We start from the raw sequence: 22,833 nt of genomic DNA on the forward strand, positions 1-22,833 counted from the left end.
CGGATTGTTTCCTCACCATGTCGCCGCCCCTCGCCGGAAAGGTTGCATACAAATTGCGCCCGACTGGTCGCCCGAAATGAGGCCAACCGGGCACAAAACGTGCCCACCGGCGCTTTTTTGCATACAGTTAGGTCAAGCCCGATTCTGACACCCGTCAGGCCATGATTCGGCCGCACCAAGCAGATCCGAGTACTCATGCGCACAATTGCAGAGCCCCGTCGGTTGGCGTTGCTGATCCTGGTCTGCCTGGCCTGCGCCGGAGTGCTGGTGGCGACCCGGCTCGGTGGCCCCGACGGTGCGCTGCTACACCCGCTGTCGGCCCGACTCCCCCTCGCGACCACCGGCACGGTGGCCGCACCCATCCTGTCCGGCCTGCTGGGCGTCGGTGGGGGCCTGCTCGCCGCCCGGCGCAACGGCTGGATCGACCCGAGACTGCGGTCGCTGGTGGGGGTCGGCTGCGGTGTCTGTCTGGCCTGGTTGGCGCTCGTCCTGATCTTCTGGTTCGCCGTCCAGGCCGAACTCATGCCCGTGCTCGAAGACGGGCCGGCCGCCCGTGCCGGTGCGAGCGCCCTGAGCACAGTGCTGCTTCCGGCCACCCTGGCCGCGTTGGGTGCCGCCACGGCCATCGCGGGGCGTGTGCGTGCGGCGACCCGGGTCGCCGCGGTCGAGGGCCACGTGCAGACCGCTCGCAGCCGGGGCCTGCCCACCACGGTGCCGGTCATCCGCCGGGTGCTCCGTCACACCTCGCCCACCATCCTGGCCGTCCTGCTCGTCGAGTTCCTGGTGTTCTACGCCGGCGCCCTGACCGTTCAGGCCGTCTTCACCACACCGTCCCTCGCCACGACGCTGCCGTTGCTGCCCGCTGAGAGCCTTCCGTTCGTGCTCGGCGCAGCCCTCATGTGCGTTGTCGGAGTGACCATGACCGGCCTCACGGTCGCTTCGGCATCACTCGGACCCGCGGCCCCGCGCCGGCCGCTGACCGGGCCCGCGCACGGCGGGCTCGCCGCCGCGCTCCTGGCAGACCCACGCCAGGCCAGACCGGCCCTGCCGTCCACGACGTTTCGTTCGGCCGATCTCCTCGACATCCGCGACCTGCGCCTGCACGGCGGCTCGGCGTGGGAGCCTCGAGAGTTGCTGCACGGCATCAGCCTCACGGCAACCCGCGGTCAGGCGCTGGCGGTCGTCGGCGGCGGCCGCGACACCACCTCCAGGCTGTGTCACGCCATCGCGGGCCTGCTCCCGCCGGGCAGTCCTATCCTGTCCGGGTCGATCCTGTTCGACGGAACCGAACTCGTCGGCCTGGCCGAGTGGGAGTTCCGGCACCTGCGCGGGCAGCACATCGGGTTTCTCGCGGCCCCGGCAGCCGATCGTCTGGACCCCGATGTCCGCATCGGGCACCAACTCGCCGGGATCCTGGCCGGCCGGCCGGGACACTCCCGCTCCCGAGCCCGTTCCGGCGTCGCGGCGCTGCTCACCGCGGTCGGCGTCGACGACACCGAGGCCGTCTGGTCGGCGTATCCGCATCAGGTCTCGGCCCTGACCGGCCAACGTGTGTTGCTCGCCGGCACCCTCGCCCGCGAGCCGCAACTCCTCGTCGCGGACGATCCGACCCGTGGCCTCGATGCGGCCGACGAGGAGAGCTTTCTCGACTCGCTGCACAGCCTCCAACAGGAGCGTGGTTTCACCCTCATGGTGGCGTCGCCCCGGGCCGAGATCGTCGCCAGGTGCGACCGTGTCGCGGTCATGAGCGACGACGGCACCATCGTCGAGCACGCTTCGGTCCCCGAGCTGCTTCTCGCGCCCCGCCACCCGCACAGCCGGCGCCTTCTCGCCGACGGACCGTCGGGGCCCGCGCCGATCGGCCGCTGACCGGAAGGTGCCGATCAGGTGCCGACGCGATCAGCCCTCGGTGCCCGAGACGGCGTTACGGGCGCCGAGGATGTGCGCCCGCATGGCCACCTCGGCCCAGATCGCGTCTCCCGTGCGGAGCGCGGTGAGGATGTCGCGGTGCTGGTGGTTGCTCCGCGCTCGGTACTCGGTGCCCCGGCGTCGGAAGGCGTCCGCCATCAGCGGCACCCGGGCGACGGACGACGTGAGGGTCATCAGCTGGGGGCTGCGGGAGGCCGCGACCACGATGTGATGGAATTCGGCGTTGAGGGTGCTCAGCGCGGCGAGGCCGGCCTCGTCATCCGCTGTCAGCACGGGTTCCATGGCGTCGATCAGCGCGGCGAGCCTGTCCAGCTCCTCCGCCGTGATGCGGCTGGCGGCCAGCCCGGCGGCCCGACTCTCGAGTCCGGCCCGCACCATGTACGTCTCGCGGAGCTCCTCGACGGTCCAGGACACGACGGTGGCACCGCGATTGGGCACGAAGGTCACCAGCCCGGCCTCGCCCAGGCGGCGCAGGGCTTCCCGCACCGGGGTCCTGCTCACGCCCAGTTCCGCGGCCAGAGCCTGTTCCCTCAGCATGGTGTTTGCACTCAGCTGGCCTGACAGGATCCGGGCGCGCAGGGTCAGGTAGACGGTTTCACCACCTGTAGACGCCACCGGTCCCCTCCCCTTGGCAGGGGCACACCCCACCCACATGTCGAGCTTTACACACTGCGACCGCCCGGTGGGCGGATACGCCGGAAATGGGGCCCGAACGCCGCGTACTGGGGGTGACCGGGTTCGGGTCACTCGGCGTGCTGCCGGGCGCGAAAAAGGGCCCGTCTTTCGACGGGCCCTTTTCGAGAATGGATCCTTAGATGCTGTTCACATCGAGCGGGATGCCGGGGCCGAACGTGGTCGACACGGCGCCCTTCATGATGTAGCGACCCTTGGAAGAGCTCGGCTTGAGGCGAACGATCTCCTCGAGTGCGGCACCGATGTTCTCGTTGAGCTGGTCGGCCGAGAAAGAAGCCTTGCCCACGACGAAGTGCACGTTGGAGTGCTTGTCGACGCGGAAGGCGATCTTTCCACCCTTGATGTCGTTCACGGCCTTGGCCACGTCGGGCGTCACGGTTCCGGTCTTCGGGTTGGGCATGAGGCCACGCGGGCCCAGGACCTTTCCGAGACGACCGACCTTACCCATGAGCTCGGGGGTCGAGACTGCGGAGTCGAACGAGGTGTAGCCGGCGGCCACCTTCTCGATGAGCTCGTCGCCACCGACCTCGTCGGCGCCGGCAGCGATGGCTGCGTCGGCCGCGGGGCCCGTTGCGAAGACGATGACGCGGGCGGTCTTGCCGGTGCCGTGAGGAAGAATCACGGTACCGCGGACCATCTGGTCTGCCTTGCGGGGGTCGACGCCGAGCTTGAGCGCGACCTCAACGGTGGAGTTGAACTTGACGGAACCGGTCTCGCGGGCGAGGGTGACGGCTTCGGTGGGGGTGTAGAACTTATCGGCTTCGATCTTCTCGACCGCAGCGCGGTAGGCCTTTGACTTCTGTGCCATTTGAATCTCCTGTAGATGCATGTGCTGAGAGCGTGGTTTTCGTGAGCCTGGCTGGCTCTTCCACTTGGTGCCTGTCGGCAGATCGAGACCGATCATGCCTGTCGGCTGGTGTTCGACGAATCGAACGTAAGGGGTTTTAGCCCTCGACCGTGATGCCCATGGAGCGAGCGGTTCCGGCGATGATCTTCGACGCAGCGTCGAGGTCATTGGCGTTGAGGTCAACCATCTTGGCCTCGGCGATTTCGCGAACCTGAGCCTTGGTGAGCTTGGCAACCTTGACGGTGTGCGGCGTTCCGCTGCCCTTGGCGACTCCGGCGGCCTTCTTGATGAGCTCAGCTGCGGGCGGGGTCTTCAGGATGAACGTGAACGAACGGTCGTCGTAGACGGTGATCTCAACCGGGATGACGTTGCCGCGCTGGGATTCGGTCTGGGCGTTGTATGCCTTGCAGAATTCCATGATGTTGACGCCGTGCTGTCCCAGCGCCGGCCCGATGGGCGGTGCGGGGTTGGCGGCGCCGGCCTTGATCTGAAGCTTGATCAGACCAGTAACCTTCTTCTTCGGTGCCATTGTTCTTCCTTCGTTATTGATGTTCGAGCGGCCGCGAAGGTCGCTCTCCCGGTGGCCCGGATGGGCCCCGGTGGTTCAGGGCTCTGCTGGCTGGAGGCCGGCGGAGCCTAAAGCTTGGTGACCTGGTCGAAGCTGAGCTCGACCGGGGTCTCACGCTCGAAGAGCGATACGAGCACGATGAGCTTGCCGCTCTCGGGCTTGATCTCACTGATCGAACCGGGCAGGCCCGCGAACGAGCCTTCCTTGATCGTGATGGTCTCGCCGATTTCGTAGTCGATCTCGGCGGGCAGAACGCGCTGGGCGGCCTTGCCGGGAGCGCCGGACTTGGTGGCCGGAACATCCTTGATCTCGACGAGGCCCTTGAGCATGCCGAAAGCCTCTTCGAAACGCAGCGGGGTGGGGTTGTGCGCGTTGCCCACGAAGCCGGTGACGCCGGGGGTGTGACGCACGACGGACCAGCTGTCTTCGTTGAGATCCATGCGCACCAGCACGTAGCCGGGAATGCGGACACGGGTGACCATCTTGCGCTGGCCGTTCTTGATCTCGACGACGTCTTCCATCGGAACCTCGACCTGGTAGATGTAATCTTCCATGGCCATCGACTGCTTGCGGTTCTCGATGTTCGACTTCACGCGGCGTTCGAAACCGGCGTAGGAGTGGATGACGAACCACTTGCCGGGCTGGAAGCGCAGTTCCTTGCGGAAGGCTTCGTACGGGTCTTCGTCTTCGGCCTCGGCCTCGGCGTCGACCTCTTCTTCGCCATCGACGGCTTCGACGGCGGCCTCGGCCTCGTCGGCGGAGTCGATGTCGAGGGCGTCCTCGACGATGGCGTCTGCCTCGGGGTCGGTCGACACGGCGAGAGCATCCAGGGCGGCGTCGAGATCGTCTTCGATGTCGACGTTTTCGTCTTCGACGTGCAGGGCGACCTGCTCGGCGGCTTCGACGGACGTTTCGTCGGCGGCGAGGGTGTTGCCCTCCTGCGCCTCATCGTCGGTGGAGGACTGCTCGGCGGCGGTGGCCCAGTCGACGTCGTCGCGATTGGTCTCAGTCACTAAATATCAATCCTTCTTCTATTGCGTGGGCGTGAGGCCGCACCGTGGTGCTCGCTCACCGATCCACGTGCATGATCAGTCTGGGTGCCGCTCTCGCGGCACGGGTCAACTGGGAGTGCCGAATACGTACGTGACGACGAGCGCGAACACCCAGTCGAGTGCCGATACCAGCGCCATCATGATCACGACGAAAATCAGAACCACTCCGGTGTAGCTGAGCAGTTCCTTGCGGGTCGGGGTGACGACCTTGCGGAGTTCGGCCAGGACCTGCTTGATAAACAGGGACACCCGAGCGAATGGTCCGCGCTTGGTTTCGCGGGCCACTTTGGCGTTGGCGACGATTTCCTCGCTGGGTTCGTCGATAACTTTTCGGGCCACCTGTTACACCTTTCGTGGGCCGGCGGAAAGACCACCGACTTGCAGGGCGGACAGGACTCGAACCTGCAACCTGCGGTTTTGGAGACCGCTGCTCTACCAATTGAGCCACCACCCTATGAAGCGAAACCTTCCAGCTTCCAACGACCAAAATAGGCGCAAAAAAGCTTGGCAGATTTCAACTACCGGATCAAGTCTAGGTCACGGCGGGGGCCCTGTAAAGCCAGCCCCCCTGTTCCCCGAACACGACCGCCCCGTATGCTCGTACCGTGGCACACGACATCAAACGGATTTCCACCAGAATCGGCTCCATCGCGGAGTCCGCAACCCTCAAGGTCGACGGCAAGGCCAAGGCGCTGCAGGCGGCCGGCCGGCCGGTGATCAGCTTCGCCGCGGGCGAGCCCGACTTCCCCACCCCGCCGCACATCGTCGAGGCCGCGCTGGCCGCCGTGACGGACCCGCGCAACCACCGGTACACCCCGGCGGCCGGGCTGCCCGATCTGCGCGAGGCGATCGCCGCGAAGACGCTGCGGGACAGCGGCCTGGCGGTGCCCCCATCCCGGGTGCTCGTCACCAACGGCGGCAAGCAGGCCGTCTACCAGGCCTTCGCCACCCTGCTCGACCCGGGCGACGAGGTGCTGCTGCCCACGCCCTACTGGACCACCTACCCCGAGGCGATCCGCTTGGCCGGCGGCGTGCCCGTTGACGTGTTCGCGGGCAGCGACCAGGGCTACCTGGTCACCGTCGAGCAGCTCGAGGCCGCCCGCACCGAGAAGACCAAGGTTCTCCTGTTCGTCTCGCCGTCCAACCCCACGGGCGCCGTCTACTCTGAGGAGCAAACCCGCGCCATCGGCGAATGGGCCCAGGAGCACGGGCTCTGGGTCATCAGCGATGAGATCTACCAGAACCTGACCTATGACGGCGTGCGTGCGGTGTCGATCGTCGAGGCCGTCCCGGCGCTGGCTGACCGCACCATCCTGGTCAACGGCGTCGCCAAGACCTACGCCATGACCGGCTGGCGGTTGGGCTGGATGGTCGGACCGCAGGACGCGATCACCGCCGCGGCCAACCTGCAGTCGCACCTCTCCTCGAACGTGTCGAACATCTCCCAGCGCGCCGGTATCGCCGCGCTGAACGGCCCGCAGGATGACGCCGAGGCCATGCGGGTCGCGTTCGACCGTCGTCGCAAGCTCATCGTCGCCGAGCTCAACAAGATTCCCGGCATCCGCACGCCCACCCCGCAGGGCGCCTTCTACGTCTACCCCGACGTGACCGGGCTGCTCGGGCGCACCTGGGGCGGGGTCACGCCCACTTCATCGCTCGAGCTGGCCGACCTCATCCTCGACCAGGCCGAGGTGGCAGCGGTTCCCGGGGAGGCCTTCGGCCCCAGCGGCTTCCTGCGGCTGTCCTATGCCCTCGGCGACGACGCGCTCCTGGAGGGCGTCCAGCGCCTCCAGAAGCTGTTCGCGTAGCTCAGGGAGCCGGTTCGAGGACGACGGCGAGGCCGGCCCGCAACTCTTCGAAGGGGCTAGCGCCGGCGTCGACCAGCGACGTCGGGCAGGTGACCACGATATACATGGCCGAGTCGGCCAGTGGCATGGCACGGACGGCGATCTCGTTCGTGTAGCTCACCCCCGCCTTCGGCTCCATGTAGTCAAGGCGGGTGGTGAGGAATTCGATGCGTTCGTCGGCGCCCGGCAAATTGATGCCGAAGTCGGTGCTGCCGAGTTCGCCGACCAGTGCGGCCTGGTTCCCGGAGTCCAACTGCTGCTGCTCGAGACTGTCGATGGTCGCGAGGGTGTCGCTGAGGTCATCCGTCGCGTCGAGGTCGATTGCGGGCTGCTTGTTCTGCGATGACGTGAACAGGCAGCCGAGTTCGGCGTTCTCGGACTGGTTGATGCCGGCCTCGTCGAAGGTGATGATCTCCCAGCCGGTCTGCATCGGATAGCCCCAGATCGGGAACGTCGAACCGACGTCGACGTGCTCGTCGAGCGAGATCAGGGCGCCGGCAACGATCTCGGTCGACTCCGCCGAGGACGTCGGGGCCTCGGTCGGCTCGGCGGCGTCGGTGGCGGCTTCCGTCGGCACCGAAGGCACTCCGGCCCGGCCCGCGTTCACCTGGTCGACCACGCTGCCGCCGAGCAGCAACCCTGCACCGACCGCACCCGCGATGGAGAGGACCGCGAATCCGGCCACCGGCAGCCACATCCACGGCCGCAGCCCGCCGCGACGGGCCGCCGGGACAGTCATCGGGGTTGCAGGCTCCGGCGTTGAGGTCTCCGGTGTCTCCCCCGCCGCTCCCGCAGAATCGTGGTTCTCGTTGCTTCCGTTGACGTCGGTCATGGTGTTTCTCCCCCAGCTTGTTCCCCGAACCCTACCGAGCTTTCGGCCCGCGAACTGTGAGCTAAGCACCTAAACCCGCGTGTTTTAGGTGCTTAAGTCACGGTTCGCGTATCCACCGGGTGGTGGATGGGGACGTCGGCCGGGAGGGTGTTGCCCCAAGGCGGCACTGGGACGATTGTGGGTACATGACTACTTCACCTCCGGCCGTGCGCGTCGCGCGACTGAGCAAGTCGTACGGCCCGTTCGACGCCGTCAACGACATCAGCTTCGACATCAGCCCCGGTGAGACCTTTGCGCTGTTGGGGCCCAACGGGGCCGGTAAGAGCAGCACCATCGAGATCCTCGAGGGCTATCGCGACCGCTCGGAGGGCGACGTCCTGGTGTTGGGCGAAGACCCGCAGCACGCCGGCCTGGACTGGAAGGCCCGCATCGGCATCGTCCTGCAGTCCAGCGGTGAGAGCGGCAACGCCACCGTGCTCGAGCAGCTGCGGCACTTCGCGAGCCTGTACCCGAACCCGCGACCGGTGGACGAGGTCCTCGCGGCGGTCGGGCTCGAGGAGAAGGCGAAGACCCGCATCCACCGGCTCTCCGGTGGCCAGCAACGGCGGGTGGATGTCGCGCTCGGCATCATCGGCCGGCCGGAACTGCTCTTCCTGGACGAGCCGACCACAGGGTTCGACCCCGAGGCCCGGCACCAGTTCTGGGATCTCATCCGCACGCTCAAGACTGAGGGCACCACCATTTTGCTGACCACCCACAACCTCGACGAGGCTGCCGAGCTCAGCGACCGCGCCGGCATCATCGTGGGCGGCAAGCTCATCGACATCGGCACGATCGGCGAGCTCGGCGGCCCGGCCGCACGCATCCCGATGGTGCGCTGGCGAGACGTCGACGGGGTGCAGCGGGAGACGCGCACCGAGACGCCCGCGGGTCTGGTCGCCCAACTGGTCAGGGACCTCGGCGGCGAACCCGCCGAACTCCAGGTCATCCGCCCCAGCCTCGAAGACATCTATCTGGGCCTGGTGCGCGGTCACGCGGCCGGAAGCACCAGCGACACCGCAAGCACGGAGGTACTCGCATGAGCGCGACCCTGACCCCTCAGCCGGCTCCGCAGTCGATGCCCCAGCCGGCCGGCCACCGCACCGCTCGGCACGGGCTGTTCAGCCTGGGCTTGACCCGGATCGGCTTCGAGATCAAGCTGTACTTCCGCTCCACCGACACCGTCTTCTTCACGTTCCTGTTCCCGTTCATCATGCTGGGCATCTTCACGGCCGCATTCAGCGCTCAGGGCAACATCGGTACCAACCCCGACGGCTCCGGCGGCATCAGCGTCGGCGCGTACTACCTGCCCGGCATGCTGGCCGCGGGCATGCTGCTCTCGGGCTTGCAGAACCTCGCCATCGACATCGCCGGCGAGAAGGGCGACGGCACCCTCAAGCGCCTCGGCGGCACACCGCTGTCACCGCTGAGCTACTTCATCGGCAAGATCGGCCAGGTGCTCGTCACGGGCATCCTGCAGGCCGTGCTGCTGCTGATCGTTGCCCGGTTCGCCTTCGACATCGCCCTGCCCACCGAGCCGGAGAAGTGGCTCACCTTCGTCTGGGTGTTCCTGCTCGGCGTGATCACCTGCGCCTTCCTGGGCATCGCCCTCTCGGCGCTGCCGCGGTCCGGCCGCAGCGCCTCGGCCGTTGTGATCCCGATCGTTCTGGTGCTGCAGTTCATCTCCGGCGTCTACCTGCAGTTCAACGCGCTGCCGGAGTGGATGCAGAACGTCGCCAGCCTGTTCCCGCTCAAGTGGATGGCGCAGGGCATGCGTGCGGTGTTCCTGCCGGACAACTTCGCCGCCCAGGAGCAGAACGGCGCCTGGGAGCTGGGACTGGTGGCGATCGCGCTGCTGATCTGGCTGGTGGTGGGGCTCGTCGGCAGTCGGCTCACCTTCCGCTGGATCCGCAAGGACGCCTGATGCCCCGGCCGCGCCCGGTGCGTGCGCCACATGGGATGCTTGTCGCATGAGCACACGGCGCTGGTGGGATGTGGTGGTCGCCGGGGCGCTGACCGTGCTGGCCGTGATGGCGATCGAGGGCTCCGGCGGTGGCACAGCGGCCCGGATCGGGGCACTCCTCAGCCTCACGGCCGTCGGTGTGGCGTACCTCGGCTGGGGCCGCCGCGCGATCGCCGACGCCACCGACCAGCCCGAGGCCGCCCCCTCGGTCGCCGACACCGGTTTCCGGGTGGTGGCGATCGTCGCCTGCGGCGTCGCGACCGCCTTCGACCCGAGCATGGCCACGCTGCAGACACTGGTCTTCCCGTTCCTCTGGGTCCTCGCCCGAACATTCCGCGGCGCGGTGCTGCTCAACATCGCTCTGGCCACCGTGACCGGGGTAGGCCTGTGGATCAGCGGCGGGCGCACGGCGGACGCCGCCGTGCAGGCGGCCGCCATCGAAGGGATCTCGCTGGCCTTCGCGCTGGCGATGGGCACCTGGATCTCCCGCATCGTCGAGGCCGGCGCCGCCCAGCGCAGGCTGGTGGAGAAGCTCACCGCGGCCCAGGAAGAACTCGCGGCCTTGCACCGGGATGCCGGCAGCTCGGCCGAGCGGGAACGGCTGGCCCGCGAGATCCACGACACCATCGCGCAGAGCCTCACCAGCCTGGTCATGCTCACCCAGCGCACCCGCTCCGAACTCGCCATCGTGGCCGGCGACACGTCGGCCGTGGCCGACAGTCTCGACCTGATCGAGGCCACCGGACGCGACGCGCTCACCGAAGCCCGCGCCCTGGTGGCGTCGATGTCGCCGGTGCGCGCCGCCGACGGCGACCTCGCCCACACCGTGACCCGGCTCACCGAACGCTTCGAGCGGGAGACCGGAATCCAGGTGACGGTCGACCTCACCGGCCTCGACCCGGCCGGCACCGCCCCCGGGGGTGACCGGCCGCCGCTGGACCGCGCCCTCGAGGTGGTCCTGCTGCGCTGCGGCCAGGAGGGCCTGGCCAATGTGCGCAAGCACTCCGGCGCCGCTACCGCCCGCGTCGCCATCGACCGCACGCCCCACGAAGTCACCCTCACGGTCACCGACAACGGCCAGGGGCTGGGCGCGTACCGCCCGGAGTCCGAGAACGGCTTCGGGCTGGCGGGCATGCGCGACAGGGTCAGCCTGGTGGGCGGCCGGCTCGAGGTGACCAACGCGGCGAACGGCTCCGGCACGGTGCTGCGGGTGACCCTGCCGCTGTCGGTGTCGGCATCAGTGTCCGGCGGGCGCGGATGATCCGGGTGCTGGTCGCCGACGACCATCCGATCGTGCGCGGCGGCATTGTGGGCCTGCTCGGCGCGGCCGACGACATCGAGGTGGTCGGTGAGGCCGCCGACGGCATCGCCGCGGTGCGCCTGGCCCAACAGCTGCGGCCCGACCTGGTGCTGATGGACCTGCGGATGCCGCGCCTGGACGGCGCCGCGGCGACCGCGCAGATTCTGGCGGAGAACCCGGCCACCCGGGTGCTGATCCTCACCACCTACGAGTCCGACGACCAGATCCTCGGCGCGATCGCCGCCGGCGCCAGCGGCTACCTGCTCAAGGCGGCGCCGCAGGCGGAGATCATCGAGGGTGTGCGCTCGGTGCATGGCGGTCAGACCGTGTTGGCGCCCGTTATCGCCGCCAAGCTGGTGCAGCGGGTGCGGGCGGATGCGGCGCCGGCGCCCCGGCTGTCGGCCCGCGAACTGCAGGTGCTGCGCCTGGTGGCGGCCGGCGAGAGCAACCCGCAGATCGCCAGGTCGCTGTTCATCGGCGAGGCCACGGTGAAGACGCACCTGCTGCACGTGTTCGAGAAACTCGGCGTGGGCGACCGCACCCGGGCGGCCACCCTGGCGATGGAGCTGCGCCTGCTCTGACCCGCCCGCCTGCGTGCGCCATCCCAGCACCGACTTGCGGCAAGATCCCCCACGGAACGCTCCGACGGGGTTGTTCGAAGCATCTCGCGGTGGGGCTGTACGTCGACTTGCCGCAAAGAACCCCTTGCGGAGCGCGAAATGGGACCTTTGCGGCAATTCGCGGGGCCAACAGCTCACGCGAGATGACACTTAGGGCCCCATCCCGGACCTTTCACGGGCCCCAACTGCCCACTCGGCACCGGGGGCGGCGGGCGGGCGGGGCGGCTAGAGCAGCGAGAAGCCGACGAAGACGGGTTCGGGGTGCAGGATGACGCCGAAGTCGGCCTGCACGCGCTGCTGCACGAACCGGGCGAGCTGACCGATCTCGTCGGCGGTGGCGTTGCCGGTGTTGGTGATGGCCAGCGTGTGCTTGCTCGAGATCGCCGCGCCGGAGCCGGGCAGCCGGAACCCCCGGTGGATGCCGGAGTGCTCGATCAGCCAGGCGGCGCTGAGCTTCACCGTGCGCAGAACCTCGACGCCGGGCATCGGTCCCACACCGGCGTACTCGTCGAGCGGGATCACCCGGTCGGGCAGCTCGATTTCGGCCTGCTTCCAGCGCGGGGCGTCGTCGGGCAGGGAACGGGCGAAGCTCTCGGTGACGATCGGGTTGGTGAAGAACGACCCGGCGCTGTACGTGTCGGGGTCGTCGGCGTCGAGCACCATGCCCTTGCTGGCCCGCAGCCCGAGCACGCTCTGGCGCAGTTCCGCCAGCGGCACCCGGTCGCCCAGCTGCACCCCGAGGGCGTTGGCCAGCTGCGGGTAGGTCACCGGCTGGCTCAGGGCGCTGCCGAGCACGGCGGCCTGCTGCGACGTGTCGCGCAACTCGAGTTCGATGGCGAGCACCACACCGCGGCGGCCCTGCTTGAGCACCGAGGTGCGGTACCCGAGGCCGAGCTCGGTGGCGCTGATCCGTTCCACCTCGCCGGACTCGAAGTCGAGGAAGTCGATGGCGGCCAGGCTGCTGGACAGCTCCTGGCCGTACGCGCCGATGTTCTGCACCGGGGCCGCACCGCTGGTCCCCGGGATGCCGGAGAGCGCCTCGATGCCGGCCCAGCCGTTGGCCACCGTGAGGGCGACGAGGTCATCCCACGGTTCGCCGGCCTGCACGCGGATGCGCACCGGGCGCCCGTCGATAGCCACGTCGGCATCCCCGTCGGCGCCGGTCTCGTTCGCCGGAGCGAGCACCTCAACACCCCGGGTGCACACCCGGATGACGGTGCCGTCGAAGCCGGCGTCGGCCGCGACGGTGTTCGAGCCGCCGCCGAGCAGCACCCACGGTTCGTCGGAGCCCCAGGCGTCGAGGGCAGCCTGGATCAGGCCGGCCTCATCGGCCGGCGCGACGAGGTGTGCGGGGGCGCCGCCGACACGCAGCGTCGTCAGCTCGGCCAGGGTCACGGGCGCCGGAACGGGCGCGGCTACGGGGTCGGTCATGTCAGCGCTAGACCAGTGAGACGCGCGCCTGCGCCTTGCCGAGAACGGTGACGGAGTTGAAGGTCACGGTGAGGTCGATCCGGGCCACGCCGGCATCCGCGTCGAGCGCGCCCACCTTGGCGACCACGGTCACGACGGCGCCGAGGTCGGGGTCCACCGGTACCGGCCGGGTGAAGCGCACCTGGTAGTCGAGCACCCGGGACGAGTCACCGACCCAGTCCACAACGGGCTGGATGGCCAGGCCCATGGTGAGCATGCCGTGCGCGAGCACGCCGGGCAGCCCCACCGCGTGGGCGACGTCGTCGCGGTAGTGGATCGGGTTGAAGTCGCCCGAGGCGCCCGCGTAACGCACGAGGGAGTCCCGGGTGAGCGGGAAGCTGCTCTCGGCGACGATGTCGCCCAGGGTGAGGCTGTCCAGGGTGGGCGTGACGGGTGCGCTGATGGTCATTCGTCTCCCCTGACGACGAGGGTGGAGGTGGCGGTGACCACGTGGGCGCCGGTGGCGTCGACGACCGTCGACTCCGCGGTGACCATCGAGTGGCCACCGAGGCTCTTCACGCTGGCGACGCGAAGCGTGGCGGTGAGCTCGTCACCGGCCACGATCGGGCGGCTGTAGCTGAAGCGCTGGTCGCCGTGCACCACCCGGGTGAAGTCGATGCCGGCGTCGGGCTCGGCGAGCAGCTGGGCGAGGGTCGCCTCCTGCACCACCACGGCGAACGTCGGCGGCGCGACGATGTCGCTGTGCCCCGCGGCGCGGGCGGCGTCGGGGTCGAAATTGATCGGGTTGGTCGCGAAAACGGCACGCGAGAATTCGCGCACCTTCTCCCGGCCGACAAGATACGGCGGCACGGCGGGAAAGACCCGACCCTGGATTGCTGGATTCACGGACACGTACCGAGTGTACTTGCGCCACGCAAGCGAACGCTGGGCCGGCCGGCGCTCCGGCGGCGGCGCACCGCAGAATTGTCCGGTCGGGCCGGTTAGGGCAGACTGGGCCCAGTGGATTACGTACAGGTCACACTGACCGCCCCCGAGGTTGCCCCCCTGCTCACCGGCCTGCGCCAGGAGTACGACGCCCGGTACGGGCACGGCGCCGGCGAGTCGGTTCTGGATGTCGACGCCGGCGAGTTCGAGTCGCCGACCGAAGCCTTCGTGGTGCTGCTGGACGAGGGCACGACAGTCGCGGGCGGCGGCATCCGTCGCATCGACGACACCGTCGTGGAGATCAAGCGCATGTGGACGAACCCCGACTACCGCCGCCAGGGCTACGCCAGCCGGATGCTGCGCGAACTGGCCGGCCTCGCCCGCCAGCTCGGCTACCAGACGGTGCGGCTCGAAACCGGCTACGCCCAGCCGGAGGCGCTGGCGCTGTACCGTCGGCTGGGCTTCGCCGAGATCGGCAGCTACGGACCCTACGAGAACGCCACGGCATTCGAGCTCGACCTCGACGCCGTCACAACGAAGCCCCGCCACTGAGGCCAGAGCGGCCGACAGCGACGGGGCGTGTGCCTGCGTGAGCAGGTTCGTCAGGGTCAGACGGAGGGGATGACCAGTCCGCCCCAGGTCTCCTCCATGTAGGCCTGCGTCTCGTCGGAGAGCAGCAGCTCCTTGAGCTTGACGATGCGAGGGTCGTTCTCGAGCTCCGGCGTGGTGGCCAGCACGTTGGCGTACGGACTGTCTGACCCCTCGATCAGGATCGCCTGGTCGGCGGTGAGGCCGGCCGGCAGCGCGAACGAGATGGTGACGAACGCCACGTCGACGTCCTGAACGGCCTGCGGCAGGGTGGCGTTCTCGATCTCGCGGAACTCGTACTTGTTGGGGTTGTCGGTGATGTCGGCGAGCGAGGTGGGCTCCTCCGTCGTCTCGATCAGGCCCTCGGTGGCGAGGATCTTGAGCGCGCGGCCCTCGTTGGTCGGGTCGTTGGGGATGGCGATGGTGGCGCCGTCCTTGAGGTCGTCGAGGGATTTCACGGTGTTGCTGTAGAACGCGGCGCTGGGCAGGTAGATCTCGCCGACGCTCACCAGGCTGCCGCCGGCCTGCTCGTTGTAGGTCTTCAGGAAGGTGGCGTTCTGGAACAGGTTCGCGTCGATCGAACCGTCGGACAGCGCCACGTTGGGGGTGTTGTAGTCGGTGAAGTCCTGGAAGGTGATGTCCAGGCCGGCGTCGGCGGCCAGGTTGTCCTGCACGAACTTGAGGATGTCGCCGGCCGGGGTCGCCAGGGCGCCCACCGTGATCGAGCCGAGGTCGTCACCGGCTCCGGTCGTCGCGGGCTCGTCGGTCGATCCCGCGCAGGCGGTGAGGGCGAACAGGGCGGAGAGGGCAACGGCGGCACCGGCAAGGCGCGTGCCGCGGGAGGTGAACTGCATGGGAGGGCTCTTCTCGTGGGTGGTGATGACCACGCCGTCATGCTGACTCCGGCGCGGTCGGGTGGGGTCTGGGTTACGCGCCGGTCACGGCGCTGGCCCGCAGGGCGGGCACGGTCTTCTCGGCGCGATTCGGCCGGGACCTGTGCGCGAAACGCTTGGCCAGCATCGTCGCCAGCCCCTGCAGCACCATGACGATCACGAAGATCACGAAGATCACGGCGACCATGTGGATGGTGCTGTAGCGCTGGTAGCCGTACCGCACGGCCACGTCGCCCAGGCCGCCGCCGGCGACGGTGCCGACCATGGCCGAGAAGTTGATGATCGAGGTCACCGTGGTCGACAGGCCCAGGATCATCGGCGAGAGCGCCTCGGGCACGAGCACCTTCGACACGATCTGCCAGCGGGTCGCACCGAGCGACTCCGCGGCCTCGATCAGGCCGGTGTCGACCTCCTTGATCGCGATCTCCACCATCCGGGCGAAGAACGGGATGGCCACCACGGCCAGCGGCACGATGGCGGCGGTGGGGCCGATGAAGGTGCCCACCACCAGCCTGGTGAACGGGATCAGGGCCACCATCAGGATGATGAACGGCACGCTGCGGCCGAGGTTGACGATGAAATCGAGCACCCGGTTGACCACCCGGCCGAGTCGGCGGGAGCCGAACGGGCTCTCGAACAGGCCGCCGGGTTCGGTGCCGACGAGCACGATGCCCAGCGGCAGGCCCACGATGACCGTGATCAGCAGCGAGACGCCGACCATGTAGAGGGTCTGGCCGGTGCCGATCAGCAGCACCTGGAACAGGTCGGACCAGAATTGCGGCAGCGATGGATCCAGCAGCACGGTTACTCCCCCACGATTTCGACGAGCATGCCCTGGTTACGCAGGTCACTGATGGGCGCGGCGTTGCCCGCCGCGCTGCCCGGCAGCGCCAGGCGGGTGCGGCCGGCCTGGTTGCCGCCGATGGTCTCGATGGCCGCGCCGAGGATCGACACGTCCAGGCCGTAGGTGCGAGCCAACTGCGCGATCACGGGCCGGTCGGCCGAGCCGCCGCTGAAGGTGATGTCGATCACAGTGTCGCCCGGCAGCGCCGGCACCGCGCCGAGCGGGAAGAGTTCGTGCGCGAGGCGGGACCCGGCGGTGGAGATCAGCGAGACGATGCGTCCCTGCTCGACGATCCGGCCGCCCTCGATCAGTGCGGCGGAATCGCAGATGCGCTTGACGACATCCATCTCGTGCGTGATCAGCAGCACCGTCAGGCCCAGGTCGGTGTTGATGGTCTTGACCAGGTCGAGGATCGACCGGGTGGTTTCCGGATCCAGCGCGCTGGTGGCCTCGTCGGAGAGCAGCACCTTGGGGCTGCCGGCCAGCGCCCTGGCGATACCCACCCGCTGCTTCTGGCCGCCGGACAGCTCGGCGGGGTAGGCGCCGGCCTTGTCGGCGAGGCCGACCAGGTCGAGGATCTCGAGGGCACGGCGGCGGCGGGCGTCGCCGTCGACGCCGATGATCTCCAGGCCCAGTTCCACGTTTCCGCGCACCGTGCGCCCCTGCAGCAGGTTGAAGTGCTGGAAGACCATGCCGATCTTGCGGCGGGCGCGGCGCAGGTCGGCGGGCGAGAGCGCGGTGAGCTCGTCTCCGTCGACGGTCACGGTGCCGGAGTCGGGCCGTTCGAGCAGGTTGACCGCGCGGATGAGGGTGCTCTTACCGGCGCCGCTCTGACCGATCACACCGAAGATCTCTCCCTCGGCCACCTCGAGCGAGACGTCCTGCAGGGCGGCGGTGACGGTGCCGCCGGCGCGGAAGGTCTTGGAGACGTGCTGTACGGAGATCACGGTGGTCCTGAAAGTTCGCGCGGCCTTGTACCGCAGTCCTTCCGAGTGTGTCAATCGCAACGCCGCAGGCCAAATCACTGTGACGAAATATGTCGCCGGGCCCCCGAAAGCCGCACCGACCCTCTGCGCGGGATAACGTTGACTCGTTATGCATAACAAATTGACCCCACACCCCGATCTTCCGATCGACCTGCCCACGGCCGAACGCCTCGCCAAGGCCGTCGAACACTACGGCGAGTCCACCGTCGTCGACCACTCCGTCGCCCTGATGCGCGGCAAGAACGCCGGCAAGGACTTCCTGCTCTACGTGGGCGGCCGGCACGCGCTCGGCATCCTCGAGGGAGCGCCGGCGCTGTACTGGCCCGAGCTGTGGGGCGCCCGTGCGCTGCTGCACGTCTGGAACGACTCCGCGGCGCCGTACGTCGTCGTCGGCCTGAACAACGAGGCTTGGCGCATCCGCGAGATGTGCGCGAAGGTCGTCATGCTCCGCAAGCTGGATGTCGCGCCCAAGCTCGTGAAGGCCACCACCGACGAGGTGCCCCGCGTGCGGGTCGCCGCCCTCAACGCCCTCGCCGAGCAGGGTCGCGAGCAGGACATCCCCACGATCGTGGTGCGCCTGCGCGACCCCGACAAGGATGTGCGCCGCGCCGCCCAGCAGGCCCGCGACGCCATCATGACCCGGCTCAACCTCCCCAAGGAGTAACCCACGAACGCCATCCCCGCCCCGAACCAGAGCACACAGCCGTACCGACGGTATGTGGCTATCGGCGACAGTTTCACCGAGGGCGTCGGCGACGACCTACCCGACGGCCAGGTGCGCGGCTGGGCCGACCTTGTGGCGATCGGGCTGGCTGCGGCCGCCCCCGAACCGGTCTCGTACGCGAATCTCGCCATCCGCGGCAAGCTGCTCGGACCGATCGTGAACGACCAGCTGGCACCGGCGCTGGAACTCAAACCCGATCTGCTCACGGTGTGCGGCGGCGGCAACGACATGATGCGCCCCCGGGTGGAGATCTCCTATGTCGTCGACCTGCTCGACAGGGTCGTCGACCGGGCCGTGGCCGACGGCATCCACGTTGTGGTGCTCAGCGGCGGCAACCCGTCCAGGCACCTGCCGCTGGGCTCCCTGATGCAAAAGCGCGGCGACAAGCTCGCCGAGGCCGCCAGGGAGACCTTCGGTAAGCCCGGCGTCACGCTGGTCGACAACTGGATCGACACCGAGCTGATGAACAGCCGGTTCTGGTCGGCCGACAAGCTGCACCTCAACGCCTGCGGGCACACCAGGGTCGCAACGAGTGTGCTCACCGCACTGAACGTGCCGATCCCCGCCGGGTGGGCCGAGGGCGCGGCCGGCGAGGCCCCGCCGCGGGAACGCATCCAGGACACCGCCGCGTACTACGCCGCCTATGTGCTGCCCTGGATCGGCCGCCGGCTCACCGGCCGCTCGTCCGGCGACGGCCGTCCGCCCAAGCGCCCCGCGCTCACCGTCGTCGAGACCCCGTAACAGCACGACGGGCCGCGTGGTTTCCCACACGGCCCGTCGATGATGCCGGGAACGAATCAGACCTTGCGGCCCGAGATCATCCGGAGCAGGAAGACGATGACGGCGATTACTGCGAGGACCACACCGACCCAGAGCAGGAATTGCAGCGACTCGACGAGCCCGCCGGTGATGAGCAGAATGACGGCGACAACGGCGATGATGATGACTAGAAGATTCATGTGTCAAACCTTTCCTAGAGCCGAGGGTTTCCTCGTGTTCGAGATGCTAGACCCATCAGTACCCTGATCGCACGCTTTTTCTGAGATATCGTCAGTGTGTCGCCGCCTGGCCGACGAGGTAGCCGCCGAACCCGCCCGGCACCCGGCCATCCAGCCGGCCGGAGGTGAGCACCGGGATGAGCGCGGTGCGGCACTCGCGCGTATCGAGAGCGCGGAGCGCGGCCACCAGCAGCACGTCTTCGTCGGAGTCGACGTTGCTGAAACCGTCGGCCTGCAGATAGCGGTCGGCGCGTACGCCCAGGTTGGCGCCGTGCACGTGCGGATGACCGTCGACCAGGGTGTGCGACCCGTGCCAGCGGGCACGTTCCAGCACGGGCAGCTCGTCGTCGGGCAGCACCGTGCCGAGCACCAGTTCGGTGCCGGCCTCGGCCAGGGCCAGCTGCACCGCCAGCCAGCGCCGGGGAACCGCGGAGTCGGCATCCGTCGTGGCCACCCAGGTGTGCGCCGCCGCGGCGTCGGACACCAGGTGGGCCACCCCCTCCCGGCGGGCCGAGCCGACCGACCCCGCCGAGCACTCCAGCGCACGGAACTGCGGCCACCGCGCCACGACCTCCGCCGACCCGTCGGTGCACCGGTCCAGCACCACGACCACCGAGATGGCCGGGGCGTCCGCGCCGAACTCGTCCTCCACGGCCCGCACGGCGTCGGCGAGCGCGGCCAGGCACCGCGGCAGCCGGCTCTCCTCGTTGCGGGCCGGCACCACCACGATGAGTCGGTCGATGCGCGTCGTCACGACGCCAGTCCTTCCCGCTGAGCCACGGATAGCGCCGGGGCCGGCTCGTAGACCTCCAGCACGAAGTCGCGCTCCAGGTGCTGCACGGTGCGGTCGAGTCCGGGCAGCGCGGCGAGCGCCGCGTGCACCTCGTCGCCGCCGAGCGGGTATTCCCCCACCGGGTGCCGCCAATGGCAGGCCACCAGCGTGCCGTTCGGGGTGAGGCTCTGCCGGCAGCGTTCCAGCAGCACGGCCAGGTCCGCCGGCGAGCAGTAGTAGCCGATCTCCGACAGCACCACCAGGTCGAAGGTGCCGGCCGGCCATTCCGCCGGCAGGGTGCGCCGCTCCACCGTCACGCCGGGCAGCCCGGCGAGCCGGTCGCGGGTCACGGCGAGCGCCTGCTCGTTGATGTCGGTGGCCAGAAGGGTGTCGCAGCGGTCGGCGAGGTCGCGGCTGAGCACGCCGATCGAGCAGCCCAGTTCCAGGGCGGCTCCGTAGCGCGGCAGCGGCAGCGCAGCCAGGGTGACGGCGCGTTTGCGGGCCTCGTACCAGCGTGTTTCGAACCCCCAGGGATCCGGCGACCCCGCGTAGAACTCGTCGAAGAAACCGGCCGTGAGGCTCGCCCGGGGCGACCCGGTGCCGGTCGCTGCGGGGCGGACATCGGCCGCGGCGCCGACGAAGACCTCGTAGTCCCGCTCGAAGTGGGCCGCGAAACCCGGTTGCACGATGGCCTCGTCACCGGGCCGGTCCGACAGCGGCTGCACCTGGCTGGTGTGCGCCGCCATGGCGGTGTTCTTGCGCTCCCGTGCGGCCGCGTCAAGGTCGAGGCGGCACAGGGCTGTGCCGTCGTCGCCCGTTGGCCAGACCGGATCCCCGGGCGATGACCAGTGCCACGCCCAGATCGGGTACTCCAACAGCCTGGCGCCGGTGCGGGCGGCGACGAGCGCCGCCGCCTCCCCCGCTGCCGTGTGGTCCGGATGCCCGTCCAGCCGCCACGGGGCGACGATCCAGGTCCCGTCGGCCGGCCCGGGAGCCGCGTCGTCCGCCGCGACCACCTGCGACACCGCCTCCTCCAGGCTGTTGCGGTGCTGGGACAGGTCACCGTCGGGCAGGTCGAGCAGGCGCACCGTCGCCGCCGGCGCCAGAGCACGTACGGCGTTCACCATCTCCACCCGGCGCACCGCGGCCAGATCGTCCGGGGTCAGGGTGGGCGAACGCGGATGCGACGCCTCACCGTTCGTGGCGGCGATCACCGTGATCGCCAGCCCGAGCTGCCCGGCGATGGCGATCAGCCCGCCGGCGCCGAGGGACTCGTCGTCGGGGTGGGCGGCCACGACGATCAGGCGGGTGCAGTCTCTTAGTTCGAGCGGCCGGATCCGGTCCGACCAGTCGGCCTCGTCCCAGTGCCGTTCACCGGTGCCGCCGGTGTCGTGGGTGAAGCTCACCACGAGGCGGCCTCCCCCGCGAGCAGCTGGCCGCCGAGCGCGGCATCGTCCCGCTCCGCGTGGTGCTGGCGCACGTAGAGGGTGAGGTCGGCCACCCGGCGGGCGTGCCGGGCGTCCAGAGCGAGCGGGGCCGGCCCGAGCGCGTGCCCGACCCTGCCGAGCACCTCGTCCACGGCGCGTGCGACGAGGCCGCGCACCCGGGCGGCGAGCAGCCCGCCGGCGTCGCCGACGGCCTCGCCCCGATCGATCGCCGCGGCCGCATCAGCCAGCGCCGCGCCCGCGCCCAGCAGGGCCAGGTCCACGGCGCCCAGGTGGGCCAGCAGGATCTGGTCGGGGTCGCGTCGCTCGGCCGCCTGCCGCAGCTGCCGGGCCACGCCAACGGCGCCGCCCCACCAGCAGGCGGCCACCTGGATGCCGCCCCAACTGAACCCCGGCCGGGTGAGGTACCAGCCGTCGTCGCCGACGGGAACCGCCGGAACATCGGTGAAGTCCACCGGACCGCTGGGCACCTGGCTGAGTCCCGTCGCGAACCAGGCGTCTTCCTGCACCGTGACGCCGGCGTCGGCCAGGTCCACGGCGAAGAGCCGCCGACGGGCTGGCTGCTCACCCTCCGGTGTGGTGTGCGCGGTGACGAGCGCGTGGCTGAGCGAACCGGCCAACGAGCACCAGGGCTTCCGGCCGCTCAGCCGCCAGCCACCCGGGCTGCGGGTGGCGTCGACCCGCAAGCCAGGCCCCTCGGCCGCGAAGACGCCCCAGCTGGAGCGCTCCGAGTGTGTCGAGCCCGGGAGGGTGGCGACCGCCTCGGCCGTGCCGCCCGGGGCCTGCTGCAGGATCGCGAGGGCATCGGTGTGCGCCTCCAGCACCCTGGCGGCCGTGAGATCGGCCGCCGCAACCGTGGCGAGGGCGTCGAACAGTGCGGTGGTGTGGCCGGAGCCGGGCTGCGGCAGGGTTCCGGCCGACGCCACGGCGAACCGGATGGCCCGCTCCGCGTTGCCGTCCACCGCCCAGGCCGCCTCGGCGAGGTGGGCCAGCCGCTCCAGATCCTCCGGCCGCCCGGAGCCGCGGCTCCTGCTCACTCCCCCGACCGTCACCACTGCGGGTTCGGCCGCGGGGCCTGGCTGCATCGTCATGGCTCTCCCCCTGATCCGGCACGGCGGCAGCCCGGAGTCTCCGGGGCCGCGTGGCGATACGTGTCAGAACATCCTGCCAAACATCGCACCGAGCGGCGGCAGAAACCCGCGCCCGACTCCTTACGAAGAAGGGAAAACGGGGATAGTATCCCCCCATACGGGGGTGTTCCCCGAAGTGTGACCCTGAGGCACCGTTGATAGGGCCCGACCGAGGTCACACCAGAAGCACCACCGCATGGGGCGGGCCGTCATCGGGGTGGTCTGCCCCTTCCTCTGCCCGCAGTGGCTTCTACCCGCCGCGGCTTTTACCTGCAGCGGCTACTGCCCGCCGTGGCTTTCACCTGCAGCGGCTTCTGCGTGCGGTGGCTTCTACTCCCACTCGATCCCCGCCGACAACTCCACGGCGAGCGCGGCGAGCGCGGCGAGCGCGGCGAGCGCGGCGAGCGC

Annotated in this window: 25 protein-coding genes and 1 tRNA gene; 9 read left to right on the plus strand and 17 right to left on the minus strand. The window is 69.4% G+C overall.

Features of this window, described 5'->3' with window-relative positions; genetic code table 11:
• The first annotated feature begins 195 nt into the window (after window positions 1-195).
• On the plus strand, window positions 196-1,869 hold the full coding sequence (locus tag CXY76_RS09055) for an ATP-binding cassette domain-containing protein (RefSeq protein WP_104163897.1): 1,674 nt from the start codon (window positions 196-198) through the stop codon (window positions 1,867-1,869).
• A 30-nt stretch (window positions 1,870-1,899) separates the two neighbouring features.
• Here CXY76_RS09055 and CXY76_RS09060 read toward each other — a convergent pair whose 3' ends face one another.
• From CXY76_RS09060 to CXY76_RS09085, 6 genes are all read right to left on the minus strand, one after another.
• Entirely contained in the window at window positions 1,900-2,544 is a 645-nt protein-coding gene (locus CXY76_RS09060; RefSeq protein WP_158253871.1) for a GntR family transcriptional regulator, read from the minus strand.
• Between the two features lie 196 nt (window positions 2,545-2,740).
• Window positions 2,741-3,430 (minus strand): 50S ribosomal protein L1, encoded by a 690-nt coding sequence (gene rplA, locus CXY76_RS09065; protein WP_088455017.1) that lies wholly within the window; start codon window positions 3,428-3,430, stop codon window positions 2,741-2,743.
• Between the two features lie 136 nt (window positions 3,431-3,566).
• On the minus strand, window positions 3,567-3,998 hold the full coding sequence (rplK, locus tag CXY76_RS09070; protein ID WP_066592266.1) for a 50S ribosomal protein L11: 432 nt from the start codon (window positions 3,996-3,998) through the stop codon (window positions 3,567-3,569).
• A 107-nt stretch (window positions 3,999-4,105) separates the two neighbouring features.
• Window positions 4,106-5,050: a transcription termination/antitermination protein NusG gene (gene nusG / locus CXY76_RS09075; protein ID WP_104163899.1), complete on the minus strand. Its 945-nt coding sequence runs from the start codon at window positions 5,048-5,050 to the stop codon at window positions 4,106-4,108.
• A 105-nt stretch (window positions 5,051-5,155) separates the two neighbouring features.
• Window positions 5,156-5,428 (minus strand): preprotein translocase subunit SecE, encoded by a 273-nt coding sequence (secE, locus tag CXY76_RS09080; protein ID WP_088455015.1) that lies wholly within the window; start codon window positions 5,426-5,428, stop codon window positions 5,156-5,158.
• Window positions 5,429-5,470: 42 nt separating this feature from the next.
• Window positions 5,471-5,543: transfer RNA gene (locus tag CXY76_RS09085), tRNA-Trp, on the minus strand.
• A gap of 151 nt (window positions 5,544-5,694) precedes the next feature.
• Between CXY76_RS09085 and CXY76_RS09090 the strand changes: the two genes are divergently transcribed.
• Window positions 5,695-6,897: a pyridoxal phosphate-dependent aminotransferase gene (locus tag CXY76_RS09090; protein WP_199190245.1), complete on the plus strand. Its 1,203-nt coding sequence runs from the start codon at window positions 5,695-5,697 to the stop codon at window positions 6,895-6,897.
• A gap of 1 nt (window position 6,898) precedes the next feature.
• On the opposite strand, the gene CXY76_RS09095 is transcribed toward CXY76_RS09090, so the two are convergent.
• Window positions 6,899-7,768: a hypothetical protein gene (locus CXY76_RS09095; protein ID WP_104163900.1), complete on the minus strand. Its 870-nt coding sequence runs from the start codon at window positions 7,766-7,768 to the stop codon at window positions 6,899-6,901.
• A 185-nt stretch (window positions 7,769-7,953) separates the two neighbouring features.
• On the opposite strand from CXY76_RS09095, the gene CXY76_RS09100 reads away from it, so the two are divergent.
• From CXY76_RS09100 to CXY76_RS09115, 4 genes are read left to right on the plus strand one after another with little or no spacing between them, the layout of a single operon-like run.
• Window positions 7,954-8,850, plus strand: a complete 897-nt coding sequence (locus CXY76_RS09100) for an ABC transporter ATP-binding protein (RefSeq protein WP_104163901.1) — start codon at window positions 7,954-7,956, stop codon at window positions 8,848-8,850.
• A complete protein-coding gene (locus tag CXY76_RS09105; protein WP_104163902.1) occupies window positions 8,847-9,731 on the plus strand; it encodes an ABC transporter permease in 885 nt (294 codons plus the stop codon). The genes CXY76_RS09100 and CXY76_RS09105 overlap by 4 nt, the downstream gene beginning before the upstream one ends.
• Window positions 9,732-9,777: 46 nt before the next feature.
• Window positions 9,778-11,031, plus strand: a complete 1,254-nt coding sequence (locus CXY76_RS09110; protein ID WP_104163903.1) for a sensor histidine kinase — start codon at window positions 9,778-9,780, stop codon at window positions 11,029-11,031.
• The gene (locus CXY76_RS09115) at window positions 11,028-11,651 is read left to right on the plus strand and encodes a response regulator transcription factor (RefSeq protein ID WP_104163904.1); all 624 of its coding nucleotides are present in this window, start codon (window positions 11,028-11,030) and stop codon (window positions 11,649-11,651) included. The genes CXY76_RS09110 and CXY76_RS09115 overlap by 4 nt, the downstream gene beginning before the upstream one ends.
• A gap of 264 nt (window positions 11,652-11,915) precedes the next feature.
• On the opposite strand, the gene CXY76_RS09120 is transcribed toward CXY76_RS09115, so the two are convergent.
• The 3 genes from CXY76_RS09120 to CXY76_RS09130 are packed head-to-tail and all read right to left on the minus strand — an operon-like array spanning window position 11,916 to window position 14,012.
• Window positions 11,916-13,121 (minus strand): UDP-N-acetylmuramate dehydrogenase, encoded by a 1,206-nt coding sequence (locus tag CXY76_RS09120; RefSeq protein WP_104163905.1) that lies wholly within the window; start codon window positions 13,119-13,121, stop codon window positions 11,916-11,918.
• Window positions 13,122-13,128: 7 nt separating this feature from the next.
• A complete protein-coding gene (locus tag CXY76_RS09125) occupies window positions 13,129-13,569 on the minus strand; it encodes a MaoC family dehydratase (protein ID WP_104163906.1) in 441 nt (146 codons plus the stop codon).
• Complete coding sequence (locus tag CXY76_RS09130) at window positions 13,566-14,012, minus strand: MaoC family dehydratase N-terminal domain-containing protein (RefSeq protein WP_104163907.1); 447 nt, start codon at window positions 14,010-14,012, stop codon at window positions 13,566-13,568. The genes CXY76_RS09125 and CXY76_RS09130 overlap by 4 nt, the downstream gene beginning before the upstream one ends.
• A gap of 108 nt (window positions 14,013-14,120) precedes the next feature.
• Between CXY76_RS09130 and CXY76_RS09135 the strand changes: the two genes are divergently transcribed.
• Window positions 14,121-14,597, plus strand: a complete 477-nt coding sequence (locus tag CXY76_RS09135) for a GNAT family N-acetyltransferase (protein ID WP_158253872.1) — start codon at window positions 14,121-14,123, stop codon at window positions 14,595-14,597.
• A 56-nt stretch (window positions 14,598-14,653) separates the two neighbouring features.
• Here CXY76_RS09135 and CXY76_RS09140 read toward each other — a convergent pair whose 3' ends face one another.
• The 3 genes from CXY76_RS09140 to CXY76_RS09150 are packed head-to-tail and all read right to left on the minus strand — an operon-like array spanning window position 14,654 to window position 17,317.
• Entirely contained in the window at window positions 14,654-15,520 is an 867-nt protein-coding gene (locus CXY76_RS09140; protein WP_233199670.1) for a MetQ/NlpA family ABC transporter substrate-binding protein, read from the minus strand.
• A 40-nt stretch (window positions 15,521-15,560) separates the two neighbouring features.
• On the minus strand, window positions 15,561-16,328 hold the full coding sequence (locus tag CXY76_RS09145) for a methionine ABC transporter permease (RefSeq protein ID WP_255408471.1): 768 nt from the start codon (window positions 16,326-16,328) through the stop codon (window positions 15,561-15,563).
• A 2-nt stretch (window positions 16,329-16,330) separates the two neighbouring features.
• Window positions 16,331-17,317, minus strand: a complete 987-nt coding sequence (locus tag CXY76_RS09150) for a methionine ABC transporter ATP-binding protein (RefSeq protein ID WP_104163909.1) — start codon at window positions 17,315-17,317, stop codon at window positions 16,331-16,333.
• Window positions 17,318-17,465: 148 nt separating this feature from the next.
• On the opposite strand from CXY76_RS09150, the gene CXY76_RS09155 reads away from it, so the two are divergent.
• Window positions 17,466-18,020 (plus strand): HEAT repeat domain-containing protein, encoded by a 555-nt coding sequence (locus tag CXY76_RS09155; RefSeq protein WP_088455003.1) that lies wholly within the window; start codon window positions 17,466-17,468, stop codon window positions 18,018-18,020.
• Window positions 18,021-18,074: 54 nt separating this feature from the next.
• Complete coding sequence (locus CXY76_RS09160) at window positions 18,075-18,821, plus strand: SGNH/GDSL hydrolase family protein (RefSeq protein WP_233199671.1); 747 nt, start codon at window positions 18,075-18,077, stop codon at window positions 18,819-18,821.
• 56 nt (window positions 18,822-18,877) lie between these two features.
• Here CXY76_RS09160 and CXY76_RS19535 read toward each other — a convergent pair whose 3' ends face one another.
• From CXY76_RS19535 to CXY76_RS09175, 4 genes are all read right to left on the minus strand, one after another.
• A complete protein-coding gene (locus CXY76_RS19535; protein WP_199190246.1) occupies window positions 18,878-19,039 on the minus strand; it encodes a hypothetical protein in 162 nt (53 codons plus the stop codon).
• A 91-nt stretch (window positions 19,040-19,130) separates the two neighbouring features.
• Window positions 19,131-19,832: a glycosyltransferase gene (locus CXY76_RS09165; protein ID WP_233199672.1), complete on the minus strand. Its 702-nt coding sequence runs from the start codon at window positions 19,830-19,832 to the stop codon at window positions 19,131-19,133.
• Window positions 19,829-21,259, minus strand: a complete 1,431-nt coding sequence (locus CXY76_RS09170) for a bifunctional PIG-L family deacetylase/class I SAM-dependent methyltransferase (RefSeq protein WP_104163911.1) — start codon at window positions 21,257-21,259, stop codon at window positions 19,829-19,831. Before CXY76_RS09170 ends, CXY76_RS09165 begins: the two co-directional genes overlap by 4 nt.
• Window positions 21,253-22,386 (minus strand): acyl-CoA dehydrogenase family protein, encoded by a 1,134-nt coding sequence (locus tag CXY76_RS09175; RefSeq protein WP_104163912.1) that lies wholly within the window; start codon window positions 22,384-22,386, stop codon window positions 21,253-21,255. Before CXY76_RS09175 ends, CXY76_RS09170 begins: the two co-directional genes overlap by 7 nt.
• Window positions 22,387-22,833 lie beyond the last annotated feature (447 nt).

Source organism: Cryobacterium sp. N22 (assembly GCF_002929555.1).
GTDB lineage: Bacteria > Actinomycetota > Actinomycetes > Actinomycetales > Microbacteriaceae > Cryobacterium.